Annotated in this window: 11 protein-coding genes and 1 rRNA gene; 5 read left to right on the plus strand and 7 right to left on the minus strand. The window is 67.0% G+C overall.

Annotation, left to right across the window (positions count from 1 at the left end; genetic code table 11):
• Positions 1 to 128: 128 nt before the first annotated feature.
• A 5S ribosomal RNA gene (gene rrf, locus G1H11_RS22385) occupies positions 129 to 246 on the plus strand.
• A gap of 413 nt (positions 247 to 659) precedes the next feature.
• On the opposite strand, the gene G1H11_RS22390 is transcribed toward rrf, so the two are convergent.
• Entirely contained in the window at positions 660 to 2,132 is a 1,473-nt protein-coding gene (locus G1H11_RS22390; protein WP_163820845.1) for a DNA recombination protein RmuC, read from the minus strand.
• 87 nt (positions 2,133 to 2,219) lie between these two features.
• Here G1H11_RS22390 and ychF point away from each other — a divergent pair, with 87 nt between their 5' ends.
• The gene (gene ychF, locus G1H11_RS22395) at positions 2,220 to 3,293 is read left to right on the plus strand and encodes a redox-regulated ATPase YchF (protein ID WP_163820846.1); all 1,074 of its coding nucleotides are present in this window, start codon (positions 2,220 to 2,222) and stop codon (positions 3,291 to 3,293) included.
• Between the two features lie 67 nt (positions 3,294 to 3,360).
• On the opposite strand, the gene G1H11_RS22400 is transcribed toward ychF, so the two are convergent.
• Positions 3,361 to 4,095, minus strand: a complete 735-nt coding sequence (locus G1H11_RS22400) for a class I SAM-dependent methyltransferase (RefSeq protein WP_163820847.1) — start codon at positions 4,093 to 4,095, stop codon at positions 3,361 to 3,363.
• Positions 4,096 to 4,196: 101 nt separating this feature from the next.
• Here G1H11_RS22400 and G1H11_RS22405 point away from each other — a divergent pair, with 101 nt between their 5' ends.
• The 3 genes from G1H11_RS22405 to G1H11_RS22415 all read left to right on the plus strand — a co-directional run bounded on the left by G1H11_RS22405 (position 4,197) and on the right by G1H11_RS22415 (position 8,111).
• The gene (locus G1H11_RS22405) at positions 4,197 to 4,823 is read left to right on the plus strand and encodes a DinB family protein (RefSeq protein WP_163820848.1); all 627 of its coding nucleotides are present in this window, start codon (positions 4,197 to 4,199) and stop codon (positions 4,821 to 4,823) included.
• Between the two features lie 76 nt (positions 4,824 to 4,899).
• On the plus strand, positions 4,900 to 5,511 hold the full coding sequence (locus tag G1H11_RS22410) for a class I SAM-dependent methyltransferase (RefSeq protein ID WP_163820849.1): 612 nt from the start codon (positions 4,900 to 4,902) through the stop codon (positions 5,509 to 5,511).
• A gap of 68 nt (positions 5,512 to 5,579) precedes the next feature.
• Positions 5,580 to 8,111, plus strand: a complete 2,532-nt coding sequence (locus tag G1H11_RS22415; RefSeq protein ID WP_163820850.1) for a beta propeller repeat protein — start codon at positions 5,580 to 5,582, stop codon at positions 8,109 to 8,111.
• A 128-nt stretch (positions 8,112 to 8,239) separates the two neighbouring features.
• Here G1H11_RS22415 and G1H11_RS22420 read toward each other — a convergent pair whose 3' ends face one another.
• The 5 genes from G1H11_RS22420 to G1H11_RS22440 form a co-directional block, all read right to left on the minus strand.
• On the minus strand, positions 8,240 to 8,542 hold the full coding sequence (locus tag G1H11_RS22420) for a 4a-hydroxytetrahydrobiopterin dehydratase (RefSeq protein WP_163820851.1): 303 nt from the start codon (positions 8,540 to 8,542) through the stop codon (positions 8,240 to 8,242).
• A 138-nt stretch (positions 8,543 to 8,680) separates the two neighbouring features.
• Positions 8,681 to 9,442 (minus strand): succinate dehydrogenase/fumarate reductase iron-sulfur subunit, encoded by a 762-nt coding sequence (locus G1H11_RS22425; RefSeq protein ID WP_163820852.1) that lies wholly within the window; start codon positions 9,440 to 9,442, stop codon positions 8,681 to 8,683.
• A 4-nt stretch (positions 9,443 to 9,446) separates the two neighbouring features.
• Positions 9,447 to 11,288 (minus strand): fumarate reductase/succinate dehydrogenase flavoprotein subunit, encoded by a 1,842-nt coding sequence (locus G1H11_RS22430; protein WP_163820853.1) that lies wholly within the window; start codon positions 11,286 to 11,288, stop codon positions 9,447 to 9,449.
• Between the two features lie 16 nt (positions 11,289 to 11,304).
• Positions 11,305 to 12,168: a hypothetical protein gene (locus tag G1H11_RS22435; protein ID WP_343074906.1), complete on the minus strand. Its 864-nt coding sequence runs from the start codon at positions 12,166 to 12,168 to the stop codon at positions 11,305 to 11,307.
• Positions 12,168 to 12,464, minus strand: coding sequence for a hypothetical protein (locus tag G1H11_RS22440; protein ID WP_216844036.1), 297 nt, complete (start codon positions 12,462 to 12,464; stop codon positions 12,168 to 12,170). Before G1H11_RS22440 ends, G1H11_RS22435 begins: the two co-directional genes overlap by 1 nt.
• Positions 12,465 to 12,836: the final 372 nt, after the last annotated feature.

A 12,836-nucleotide genomic window follows, 5' to 3' on the forward strand; every position in this document is an offset into this window, starting at 1 on the left:
CTATACGGTTCCCGGAATACGGTCCGGACACCCCACACACACCCACCCACACCCCACCACACAAGGCGGGGGTGCACGGCCAGGGGCGTGTGTGGCGGGTACACACGGATTGACAATTCCCATAACGTTCCGGCGGTCACAGCGAAGCGGGAAACGCCCGGTCCCATTCCGAACCCGGAAGCTAAGCCCTTCAGCGCCGATGGTACTGCCCCGGAGACGGGGTGGGAGAGTAGGACACCGCCGGACACACACCACACAACCGAGGGCCACCCCCACAACCAGGGGGCGGCCCTCGGTTCATTTGTGCGCCCTTGTGTCTCCTGCGTTCAGCGCCGGTCGATGATCTGGATCAGATGGCCAAGACGCGGGTTCGGACGCTGTTTGTGCATCTGATCACCGTGCGTCCGCGACCTGAGATGAGATCAGGGTGCACAACTGCACGTCTACCCGCGGTGTTGGACATCTGATCGCCTCCACGGGCGCGATCGGACGCCATATCGACGATCAGGTGGCAAACCGCAGGGCGGCATGAGGGGCGAGCGCCGTTCCCAGGCGAGCAGCAGCCCGGGGCGAGCGACGTTCCCAGGCGAGCGACGTTCCCGGGCGAGCAGCAGCCCGGGGGAGCGCCGTGCTCGGGCGAGCAGCGTCCGGACGAGGGCTCACCCGTCGGTGCCGTCCTTGGCGCGGTTCTCAGATGCCAAGCCCTCGGATGCGCCGACGTCGATGCCGTAACGGCGGTCGATGTCCTCGACGGTCACCAGGGCCTGGTCGGCCGCGGCCGCCAGCTCTGGAGCCTGGATGTGTCGCGCGGCGCGGTCGACCTGATCGGGGGACTCGAGCTGGTTGTCCACGACCTTGAGGTCGGCCAGCTTGCGTGCGGTGACCAGGACGCGGCTCTCGAGCGAGCTCACGGTGCTGTTGTAGGCGCTGACCGCTCCGTCGAGCTGGCGGCCGAGCTTGCCCATATGCCCGCCCATGGTCGCGAGCCGGCTGTGCAGCTCTCGTCCGAGTGTGAGCACCTGCTGTGCGTTGGCGGCCAAGGCTTCCTGGCGCCATGTGTAGGCGACAGTCCGCAGCAGTGCGACGAGCGTTCCTGGCGTAGTGAGCACGACGTTGCGTTCGAACGCGAACTCATAGAGGGACGGATCCTGCTCCATCGCCGCGTTGAGGAACACGTCGGACGGCACGAACATGACGACGAACTCGGGAGAAGGCGAGAACTGCTCCCAGTACTCCTTGCGGGCTAGCCCTTCGATGTGGTCGCGCAGATGGCGTGCATGAGCCGCCAGCCGCTTGGCTCGGGCGGCCTCGTCGCGAGCCTCCTGCGCCTCCAGGAAGCCGCTGAAGGCGACCTTCGCGTCGACGACGATGTTCTTGCCCCCGGCCAGCTTCACCAGCATGTCCGGCCTGAGACGCCCGTCCACGGTCATCACGGAGGTCTGTTCGGTGAAGTCCACGTGTTCCAGCATGCCCGCGGCCTCGACGACCCGTCGGAGCTGGAGTTCTCCCCAGCGGCCGCGTACCTGGGGGGCGCGCAGGGCGGACACGAGTTGCTGCGTCTCCAGCCGCAGCTGCTCGGAGGACCGGCCCATGGTCTCCATCTGGGCCCGAAGCTCCGTGTAGGCCTGGGTGCGGGCCTTCTCCAGCGCGTGTACGTGATCGGTCACCTTGTCGAGCTGCTCGTTCAGCGGCTTCACCAATGCTTCTACAGCCGTATGACGCTGGTCGAGCTCGCCGGTGACGTTCTTGAACCGCTCTGCGGCAAGCTGCAGGAACTCGTCGCGATTCTGCCGGAGGGCGGCTGCGGAGAGCCGCTCGAACTCGTGGCCGAAACGGTCCTGTTCGCGGCGGAGTAGGTCGAGCTTGTCCTCCGTGTCCGCGCGGGCATGGCCGAGCTCGACCTCGAGCCGCGCTTGTTCGCCGCGCGCCTGCTGGAGCTGACGAAGGACGTCGTCGTACCGGTCGGTGAGGGCGGCATAGTCCGCGCGCAACGTGTCTCGCTCGGCCAGGACGGCGTCTCGTCGGGCGTTGGCGGTCGCGAGCTCGGCCGCGGCCCGGGCGCGCACCACGAGGGCGCCGAGGACGAGGCCGATCACGGCTGCGGCCAAAGCGGTGAACACGTGTGCGGTCATGAAGACCACTGTGCCGCACACCTCCGACAGAGTCAGGGCGACGACGCGTTTCGTCATCTGCGCCCGGCCCCCGTACGCTTGTCCCTCGTGAGTCTCACCATCGGAATCGTCGGGCTGCCCAACGTCGGCAAGTCCACGCTGTTCAATGCGCTGACCAAGAACGACATCCTGGCGGCGAACTACCCGTTCGCCACCATCGAGCCGAATGTCGGCGTCGTCGGTGTGCCGGATCCGCGCCTCGACACCCTGGCGAAGATCTTCGGCTCTGCCCGTGAGCTCCCAGCCACGGTCGATTTCGTCGACATCGCTGGCATCGTCAAGGGCGCCTCCGAAGGGCAGGGGCTGGGCAATCAGTTCCTCGCCAACATCCGTGAGGCGGACGCGATCTGCCAGGTCATCAGGGTCTTCAACGATCCCGACGTCATCCATGTGGATGGCAGGGTCTCGCCGAAGGACGATATCGAGATCATCGAGACCGAGCTCATCCTCGCCGATCTGCAGACCGTCGAGAAGGCGCTGCCCCGGCTCGTGCGCGAAGTCCGTGGAGCCAAGGAGAAGCAGGCTGCCCTCGACGCCGCCGAGGAGGCGAAAGCGGTCCTGGAAAGCGGGCGCACCGTCTTCGCAGCCGGCTTGGACCGCGAACCGCTGCGCGAGCTTCAGCTGCTGACCGCCAAACCGTTCCTGTACGTGTTCAACATGGACGACGACGAACTGATCGACCAGCAGCTGCGCGCCGAGATGCAGGCGCTCGTCGCCCCTGCGGAGGCCATCTTCCTCGACGCCAAGATCGAGTCCGAGCTCGTGGAGCTGGACGATGCCGAGGCACTCGAGCTGCTGCAGTCCATCGGACAGGAGGAGTCCGGCCTGGACATGCTGGCGCGGGTAGGCTTCCGCACGCTCGGCCTGCAGACCTACCTCACGGCAGGGCCGAAAGAGGCACGGGCCTGGACGATCCGCCAAGGCGCGACGGCACCGGAAGCCGCCGGCGTAATCCACACCGACTTTCAGAAGGGCTTCATCAAGGCCGAAGTGGTCTCATTCGACGACCTCGTGGCGGCGGGTGGCATGGCCGAGGCCAAGGCGAAGGGCCTGGTCCGGATCGAGGGCAAGGACTACGTGATGCAGGACGGCGACGTCGTCGAATTCCGCTTCAACGTATAACGCACGGCTGCGAGTCGCGTGCTCGGAGGCCACCATGCGGGCCCGCTGCTCCATTGCCTTTAACGGACTAGGACTTCTGCGCGCGGAAGACGAGAATCCGGCAGGTGTCCTCGACCGGCGCGCCCTGCCAGTCCCCGAAGCACGTGATGTCGGTGAAACCCGCGTCGCCGAGCGCTTGTGTGAACTCCTCGACAGCGCGAAAGAACAGGACGCTGGTGTAGACCCGGTCTTCGCCGTCCGGGAAGACGTTGTGTGCGTCGAACACCACTCGACCGTCCTCGGCCGAGGTGACTTCGAGCCATTCCCGCAGGCGCCCAGCCTGGATTGCCCGCTCGCCATAGGTGGCCTCGCGCGTCCATTGCTCCCATTCGCGGTAAGCGGGGTTGCGACTCTCGAAGCTCACCGTCCCGCCGGGCCGTAGCGCCCGGGCAAGGGAGTCGAAGACTGCCGGCAATGCGTCCGGGCTGACATGCATGATCGCGTTGCCGGTGCAGATGGCGAGATCGGCTGTTCCGCTCGGTCGGATCGCGGAGGCATCGCCGCGTATCCACGTCACCGCTTCGGCACCTGGCTGCCGACGGGCGAAATCAAGCATGGTCGTGCTCGGGTCGACGCCTGTCACCGTCCGTCCCGGCTTGACCAACGACCTGGTCAGCAAACCGGTGCCGCAACCCAGGTCGATGACTGAATCGGCTCCGATCGCATCCGCCAACGCCCGGTAATAGGAGTGACCGGCGCCGCCGGGATTGTCGATCTCGTACAGCTCGACGAGCTCGGCGTCACGGTACGGGTCATCAACCATGGCCGAACCATAGCCGGTGGATCCGTCCCCGGGCCAAGGGATTTCGCGTCCACATGCACGAGTTGTGTGCGTCGACGGTGGCGTCGGTTAGCGTACGTGTCATGCTCAGTCCCAAGGACGCCCTGAAGCGATACCTTCAGGCGCACCGTGACGCACTGCTGTGGAAGCTGGACGGCCTCGGCGAGCGGGAAGTGCGCTGGCCTCTGACCGACACCGGCACCAACCTGCTCGGCCTGGTGAAGCATGTGGGAAGCATGGAGTTCGGCTACTTCGGCGAGGTATTCGGCCGGCCGGCGGACGAGCCCCTTCCGTGGCTCGAGCCCGAGGCCGAGGACAACGCCGATATGTGGGCCACGGCCGATCAGAGCCGTGAGTGGGTCGTCGGCTTCTACCGGCGCGCGTGGGCGCACTCGGACAGCACCATCGAGGCGCTCGATCTGGATGCCGCCGGCCGAGTGCCATGGTGGGGACCAGAGAATGGCGATGTCACCCTGCACCAGATCATGGTGCACGTGATCGCAGAGACCGCCCGGCATGCCGGGCATGCCGACATTCTCCGCGAGCTCACCGACGGTGGCGCAGGGATGCGAGCGGGCAGTACCAACCTGCCAAACCATGAATCGGACTGGTGGACCCACTACGTCGCTCGACTCCGCCGAACCGCCGACGAGGCCGCCGAGCGTTTCGACGCGGCTGGACCCAGCATGAGCGAGGGCGGAGCCGGCTGAGAACGCCGGCGGATGGCGGCAGAAACGGCCGTGCGCTCCGTCAGAGGTGGCCGCGACGGAGGCATAGGCTAGCCGCATGGCACAACCGACGCGGTGGGTCACCGAAACTAAGGACGGGCATTCTCAGTGGTACATCGACCGCTTCCGCACCATGGCGGCGGCGGGTGAGGACCTGGCCGGCGAGGCGCGGCTGGTCGATGCGATGCTGCCGCGGCAGGCCACGGTGCTCGATGCGGGTTGCGGCACCGGGCGGATCGGCGCGGAGCTGCACACTCGCGGGCACACGGTCATCGGCGTCGACGCCGACCCGGCCCTGATCGAGGCGGCCAGGGCGGACTATCCGGGCCCGCGGTGGGAGACTGTCGACCTCGCCGAGCTCGACCTGGCAGCGCTGGACCTCGACGAGCCGTTCGACGCCGCAGTTGTCGCGGGAAACGTGATGGTGTTCCTGGCGCCCGGCACAGAGACCGAGGTTCTGGCCCGGCTTCGCGCCAGCGTGCGCTCGGAGGGCTTCGTCGTCACCGGCTTCCACACCAACCGGCATCTGTCGCTGGCCCAGTTCGACCGTTGTGTGGCCGAGGCCGGCCTGGTGGTAGAGCAACGATTCGCCACATGGGACCTCAAACCCTGGCATCCGGAATCCGACTGGGCTGTGTCGGTTCTGCGGCGCGGCCCGGAAGGTACCTGACCGGCCACGGGCGGTGTCACCCGGGCTGATCGCTCGGGCTGGAACGCGATCTGCCATCATCTGGGGTCATGCGTGCTCGTGTTCCCGTAGTCATCGTGTCGTTCCTGCTTGCGGCCACCGCTTGTTCCGGCGGCGACACTCCAGGCGACGGTCCCGTCGTCGATCCGTCTGAGACGGCCGCCGCTGAGGACGTCGCCACCGAGGACGGCGTCCCGGCCATGCCCGCGGCCGTCATCGACCGGGTCCTTGCCGACGACGCCAGCGCGCTGGTCGCCGGACCGGGCGACGAGCAATACACGCTCGCCGGCGTCGCATCTGGACACAGCGGTGTCGTCGTCGTTGGTACGCACCAGGACGAGGACGATTCACAACGCCGTGCCCTTCTCCTCCACTCGGTCGACGGGCGCGAGTGGGAAGACCTGAGCGGCTCGCCGGCCCTGACCGGCGCAACGCTCAGCTCAGCCGTGGCCGTGGACGACGGCCTGTTCGTCGTCGGCGACGACGACGCGAGCGGCCCGGCGATGTGGCCGTTGACCGACGGTGATCCGGGCGAGCCGCTACCGGTCGCGTACCCGGACGGTCCTGGTCGCCGGATCGTCGACAGCGCGCTCGCTTTCGGTGGGCACGTCGTCGTCGCAGGAATCCTGCTCGATGTGCCGGACCAGCCGGCGGACGCCGACCCGCCTACCATGTCCGTCGTGCTCAGTGTCTCGGCCGACGCCGGTCTGACCTGGACGCCGCTGTCTGTCCCGGATGAGCTGAGCCTGATCGAGACGGACATCGCCGTGATCGAGTCCATGGCCGCCGGCCACTCGCCGATGGAACTGACGATGACCGAACACGCCGGTGAGGTGGTGCTGGCCACCGGTGTCCCCGGCCCGGGGGGAACGGTCACGACGTTGTGGCGGGTGAACGTGGACGACGAGAGCTGGACGGAGCTGGGGACCACTGAGGAGGTTCTAGACGGGGGTCAGCTGGACCTCCTGCATACCCATGGTGACGCGCTCATGGCTTTCACGCGCGCCGACGGGGATGTGGCTGTATGGTCCAGCACCGACGGCGGTGCCGCCTTCGAGCGCGTCAACACCGGTTCGTCGGTATTCGGCGGCGGCGGGCGGCAGACCGTGTCCGGCGCCGCCAGCACGCAGGACGGCGTCCTGCTGGTCGCCGGGCAGAACACCGGCGGAACCACAGGCCCCCAGACCACGGCCGAGCTGGAACTCTGGATGACCCGCGACCTCGAAACCTGGGAACGGGCGCTGGACGATCCGGCCCTGGCGAGCGGGGGCGCGGTGCTGCCGGTCGGCGTCGTCGCTCGTGATCAGCAGTTCGTCGTCGTCGGTACTCACGAGCGAGCACCCACGGGTGAGGAGAGCGAGGCCTTCAACGAGGCTGTGAACGAGGGACCGGTCAGCAGGCCGAGCCTGGCCCGCGACGCCGCGGTATGGATCGTCGGCGTGGAAGACCGGCCGGTGGCAGACCCCGCAGCCACGGTGAGGGCCCTGGACGTCTCCGGATTCAGCGGCGAGGTGACGATCAGCGGCCTGGCTCCCGGCGGCGACGGCCTCGTCGCCGCTGGTTGGATACGGAACGGCGACGACACTGCGGCGGCAGTGTGGACGTCCGGCGACGGTGAATCGTGGGAACGGATCACTACTCCGGCCATTGACGATTCAGCAGGCCAGTTCATCTACGGACTCGAGCGGATCGGTGACGGGCTGGTGGCTGTGGGGCAGGCGATGATCGGTGACACCCGAACGCTCGGAGTGTGGACGTCGCCGGACGGCTACGACTGGACCCGCAGCGAACTCGATGGTGCGGAGTTCGAATCCGCGGTCGGCTACGGTCTCGCCCAGACAGATGCCGGCCTCCTCGCCGTGGGAATCAGCGATTCCGGTGACGAGGAGCGCTACCTGAGCGTGGGAGTGTGGTTGTCCGCGGATGGCGGCGAGAGCTGGTCGGCGATAGAGACGGCGGACGCTCCGTTCGGCGAGCACAACGCGGAGTTCCTCGCGGACGTCGCCGTCGCGGGAGACGGGCGGATCGTCGCGGCCGGTCACATCGGGGATGCCGAGGCAAGGGATGGCGGCGGCTTCTCGTACACGCCGCAGGCCTACGTGGTGGAGTCGGCCGACGGCCAGACCTGGACGCGGATGGCCGACCCGTTCGACAGCCCGTGGTCCGACCTCTCGGGCGTGACCGCGGTGGGGGACGACGTCATCGTGCTCGGCTCGGCCGGGGCGTCGTCGGGTGGCCTTCCGGGAGAGCCGCCCCTCGCCGGCACCGGTGTGGCTGTGCTGGCCGGAGACGGGTGGGCTTCCGAGGAGCGGACCTTCCGGCACACGCCTCGGATCGAGGACGCCGTGGAGTCGCCCTTCGGTACCGTGGCAGTCGGCAGCTGGTCTCGCCGGGGCGGCGGGGAGGACGTCTTGATCGCCGTGCTGGGTGATGACGGTCCGGAATTCATCACCGAGGGTCTTCTCGCGGATGGCGACCAGGAGGCGGCGGCAGCCGTACTCTTCGAGGACCAGGTGCTGGTGCTGGGTACCGAGACGATCGACGACGAGACGGTCGTGACCGGTTGGAGCGTCACGCGCTGATACCGTCCTCGGCGCTATCAGAACCCCTGGCATGGGTTGTGGTCGCTCTGAACCGGTTCAAAACTCGTTCTCAACGACCCTAACCCATGCCAGGGGTTGAGAATGGTCACGCTGCGTTAGGCGGCGGGCTATGCGGGGGTGCTGGAGCGGCCGTTGACGATGGCGTCGATGGTCCGGGCCAAATCCACGTCAGCGCTCGTGACGCCACCCGCGGAATGCGTCGACAGGGTGAACGTGAGCGTGTTGTAGCGGATATCGATGTCGGGGTGGTGGTTGGCTTCTTCGGCGGCGTCGGCCACCTCGTTCACGATGGCGATAGCCGTCATGAAGTCCGGTGCCTCGACGGTGCGAGTGATCGCGCTCGGATCGCCCGACCATGCTGGAATGCCGGTCAGCATCGCGTCCAGAGCGTCGCCGTCGAACACTGTCATGTGCAAGCTCCCTCATGTGGGCCATCGGCGCGCGCCGGAGCGTCACCGCGGCGCGCAGTGCTTGATTCGAGCCTAGGACTCCCCGCATCCGCCGGCCACCTTTTCGGCGACGACGGCAGCGCGAACCCCGGAACCGCGCTACTGGTCGGACGAGGACCGGCGGAAGATCTTCGAACCCAGCCAGACAAGTGGGTCGTAGGAACGATCCACTACGCGTTCCTTGACGGGGATGATGGCGTTGTCGGTGATCTTGATGCTCTCCGGGCAGACCTCCGTGCAGCATTTGGTGATGTTGCACAGTCCTACACCGGCCTCCTCCTTCGCGGCCTGCCGGTGGTCGCCCGTCTCTAGCGGGTGCATCTCCAGCTCGGCGTAGCGCAGGAAGAGCCGCGGCCCGGAGAACGCCTCCTTGTTGTCCTCGTGGTCGCGGACCACGTGGCACACGGACTGGCAGAGGAAGCACTCGATGCACTTGCGGAACTCCTGTCCGCGCTGCACGTCCTCCTGCTGCATGCGATACGTGCCGTCGGGTTGGCGCGGCTCCGGTGAGAACGCCGGCACCTTCTTCGCCTTCTCGTAGTTGTACGAGACATCGGTGACCAGGTCGCGGATGACGGGAAAGGTCCGCAGCGGGGTCACGGTGACGGTTTCGTCCGGCTGGAAGACGGAAAGCCTGGTCATGCAGGTCAGGCGGGGTTTGCCATTGATCTCCGCGCTGCACGAGCCACACTTTCCGGCTTTGCAGTTCCACCGCACGGCTAGGTCCCCCGCCTGGGTGGCCTGCAGCCGGTGCAACGCGTCGAGGACGACCTCGCCCTCCTCGACCGGAACCACGAAGTCGACCAGCTCACCTCCCGACTGGTCGCCTCGCCAGACCTTCATTTTCAGGTCGTAACCCATACGTTCACTTCTCCTCGAACAGCTGACGGAGGTCGTCGGGCATGGTCGGCAGCGGCTCGCGTCGTACGGCGATCGACTCACCGTCGAGCGTGCAGTGCAAGTTGACAGCTCCCCAGCTGTCGTCGGTGGCGGGGAAGTCGTCGCGGGTGTGCCCGCCCCGGCTCTCGGTCCTCTCGAGCGCGGCACGCGCGATGCACTCCGAGACGCGAAGCATGTTCGCCAGGTCGAGGGAAAGGTGCCAGCCCGGGTTGTACTGGCGATGCCCCTCGACGCTGATCTGCTGCGCACGTTCGCGCAGCTTGCCCAGGTCCTGAAGCGCCTTCTCCATCTCGTCCGCCGTGCGGATGATGCCCACCAGGTTGTGCATGACATCCTGCAGGTCCTGCTGCACGGTGTAGGCGTTCTCGCCACCTTGGCGCTCGAACGGTGCGAGCGCGGCCTCGGCCGCGGCGCGGACGTCGTCGTCGGACACACCAGCCGCCGGCTCCGCCCGGGTCGCGGCCTCAGCGGCGGCCGCTCCTGCTCGCTTGCCGAAGACCAGCAGATCGGACAGCGAGTTACCGCCGAGCCGGTTCGCACCGTGCATGCCGCCGGCCACTTCACCTGCGGCATACAGGCCGGGGATCGCCGACTCACCGGTGTCGGGATCGACGGCTACGCCACCCATTACGTAATGGCAGGTGGGGCCGACCTCCATCGGCTCGGCGGTGATGTCGACATCGGCGAGTTCCTTGAACTGGTGGTACATGGACGGCAGCCGCCGCTGGATGTACTCCACCGACCGCCGGGAGGCGATGTCGAGGAAAACGCCGCCGTGCGGTGAACCACGCCCGGCCTTGACCTCGGAATTGATCGCGCGGGCGACCTCGTCCCGGGGAAGCAGTTCCGGAGGTCTGCGGTGCTTGGCCTTGTCCTCGTACCAGCCGTCCGCCTCTTCCTCGGTGTCGGCGGTCTCGGCCTTGAAGAACTCCGGGATGTAGTCGAACATGAACCGGCGGCCCTCGCTGTTGCGGAGCACGCCACCGTCGCCCCGGACCGACTCGGTCACCAGGATGCCCTTCACCGACGGCGGCCAGACCATTCCTGTGGGATGGAACTGCACGAACTCCATGTTCACCAGTGACGCGCCCGCTTGCAGTGCAAGCGCGTGGCCGTCACCGGTGTACTCCCAGGAGTTGGAGGTGACCTTGTAGGACTTGCCGATGCCGCCGGTGGCGAGAACCACCGTGGGCGCGTCGAAGACGACGAAGCGGCCGCTCTCGCGCCAGTAGGCGAACGCGCCGGTGATCCGGCCATCGGCAGAGGCGCGCTTCTCAGCCGAAGACGTGGCTTGACCCGACTGGAACAGCTTGGTGACGGTGCACTCCATGTACACGTCGATGCCGAGGGCGACAGTGCGTTGCTGCAGCGTGCGGATGAGTTCCAGTCCGGTGCGGTCGCCGACGTGGGCGAGCCTGGCGTATCGGTGGCCCCCGAAGTCACGTTGCGAGATCAGTCCGTCGGCCGTGCGATCGAACAGGGCGCCCCATTCCTCGAGCTCCTGTACCCGGTCCGGGGCCTCCTGGGCGTGCAGCTGAGCCATCCGCCAATGGTTGAGCATCTTGCCGCCGCGCATGGTGTCCCGGAAGTGCACCTGCCACCCGTCCTCGGGCCAGACGTTGGCCATGGCCGCGGCGATGCCGCCCTCGGCCATGACGGTGTGTGCCTTGCCGAGCAGCGACTTGCAGATGACCGCGACACGGGCGCCGGCTTCGTGGGCGGCGATCGCAGCACGCAGTCCCGCTCCGCCCGCGCCCACGATCAGGACGTCGTAGCTGTGGCGCTCGATGCTGCTGGGGTCCGTCATCGGTGAGAAGCTCCTTCTAGAAGAATCGCAGATCGTCGAACCAGCCCGCGGAGACCGCCATGATGTAGAAGTCGGTCAGTGCGAGTGTGCCGAGAGTGATCCACGCGTATTGCATGTGCCGGGTGTTCAGCTTCGAGACGAACGTCCACCACCGATAGCGAATAGGGCTGCGGGAGAAATGCTTGAGACGCCCGCCGGTGACATGCCGGCAGGAGTGACAGGACAGCGTGTAAGCCCACAGCATGATCACGTTCCCGACCAGGATCACATTGCCCAGTCCGACCCCGAATCCGTCCTCACCCCCGAAGGCCAGCACGGCGTCGTAGGTGTTGATCAGGGTGATGACGAACGCCAGGTAGAACGTGTACCTGTGGGCATTCTGGAAGATCAGCGGGAACCGGGTTTCACCGGTGTACGACTTGTGCCCGTCCGGCACCGCGCAGGCCGGCGGCGACAACCAGAAGCTGCGGTAGTAGGCCTTGCGGTAGTAGTAGCAGGTCAGCCGGAACAGCAAGAGGAAAGGAAGGCTGAGCGCAGCGTACGGGATCAGCGGGTGGTCGACGAGGAAGCGGCCGAAGTGGGCGGCCTCCGGAAGGCAGCCGTTCGAGATGCATGGTGAGTAGAACGGCGTCAGGTAGTGGTGCTCCGCGACGTAGTAATTGCTCTGGAGGAACACTCGCACTGTGGCGTAGGCGACCCATGCGGTCAGCCCGATCACCGTGAGCGCGGGCGTCACCCAGTAGCGGTCCTGGCGCAGAGTCTTCGGCCTGATCGCGGCGCGCGAAGGCGCGTGAACTCCCCCGGGCAGGTCCCCGGACGGCTGGGAGCTTCGGGGGGTCGGCGGGTCAGGCTGTGGGGTTTCCGTACCGGTGGTTGTCATCAGGGTGCGTGCCGATCCGGTGCGCCGAGACCTTCGTCTTCCGCGCCGGCCCACATGCTGGGGTCGTACGGCGTGTCCGGAATGGTCTCCAGGGGTCCCGCCGGGGACGGCAGGAGTCCCGGTTGGGGCTCACCTAGTTCATCGAGGTCATCGGACAGGCGCGCGACGTCGCTGGCGAGACGCCGTACGCCGAGGGTGTCGCCGTAGGCAACCCGCAACCGGCCGACGGCGGACTCCAGCGTGGTGATGGCCGCTGCCACCGCGTCTCTGCTTTCGGACGCACGTGTGGTGCCCATTCAGCCTCCTTCGCGAACGTCGACGGTCGCTCGACCCGCAGCTTCGCATGCTGAGAGCACCTAAATCCAGAGGTTGCCGGTGATTGATCCAAAAACTAGTCGCCGGCCGGGCTCTGAGGCACGGCCGGCGGGGGCGGTCGGATGGCGCGGGCGACCGGATAGGCAGGAACCGGCGTGGGGAAGCAAGAGCCTACACGGCCCCGATATCCAGCCGTCTCATAGTTCAGACCAATGGTGCCCGAATGGCGAAACAGGAGATTTTTCCAAGTGCGGGCATGTCCGTTGGTCATCGCTCGAGTCGCGCCCGACGTGCCGCGCGTCCCGTGGTAAGAGCGCTCCACAAGAGGATTTTCTGGGCTGCTCGAGCTCAAA

The sequence above is a fragment of the Phytoactinopolyspora alkaliphila genome (genome assembly GCF_010550695.1).
Classification (GTDB): Bacteria; Actinomycetota; Actinomycetes; order Jiangellales; family Jiangellaceae; genus Phytoactinopolyspora; species Phytoactinopolyspora alkaliphila.

Coding starts and splice junctions, on each gene's coding strand:
- G1H11_RS22390 (WP_163820845.1), bottom strand. CDS start 2,132: ATGACCGCACACGTGTTCACCGCTTTGGCCGCAGCCGTGATCGGCCTC.
- G1H11_RS22400 (WP_163820847.1), bottom strand. CDS start 4,095: ATGGTTGATGACCCGTACCGTGACGCCGAGCTCGTCGAGCTGTACGAG.
- G1H11_RS22405 (WP_163820848.1), top strand. CDS start 4,197: ATGCTCAGTCCCAAGGACGCCCTGAAGCGATACCTTCAGGCGCACCGT.
- G1H11_RS22410 (WP_163820849.1), top strand. CDS start 4,900: ATGGCACAACCGACGCGGTGGGTCACCGAAACTAAGGACGGGCATTCT.
- G1H11_RS22415 (WP_163820850.1), top strand. CDS start 5,580: ATGCGTGCTCGTGTTCCCGTAGTCATCGTGTCGTTCCTGCTTGCGGCC.
- G1H11_RS22420 (WP_163820851.1), bottom strand. CDS start 8,542: ATGACAGTGTTCGACGGCGACGCTCTGGACGCGATGCTGACCGGCATT.
- G1H11_RS22425 (WP_163820852.1), bottom strand. CDS start 9,442: ATGGGTTACGACCTGAAAATGAAGGTCTGGCGAGGCGACCAGTCGGGA.
- G1H11_RS22430 (WP_163820853.1), bottom strand. CDS start 11,288: ATGACGGACCCCAGCAGCATCGAGCGCCACAGCTACGACGTCCTGATC.
- G1H11_RS22435 (WP_343074906.1), bottom strand. CDS start 12,168: ATGACAACCACCGGTACGGAAACCCCACAGCCTGACCCGCCGACCCCC.
- G1H11_RS22440 (WP_216844036.1), bottom strand. CDS start 12,464: ATGGGCACCACACGTGCGTCCGAAAGCAGAGACGCGGTGGCAGCGGCC.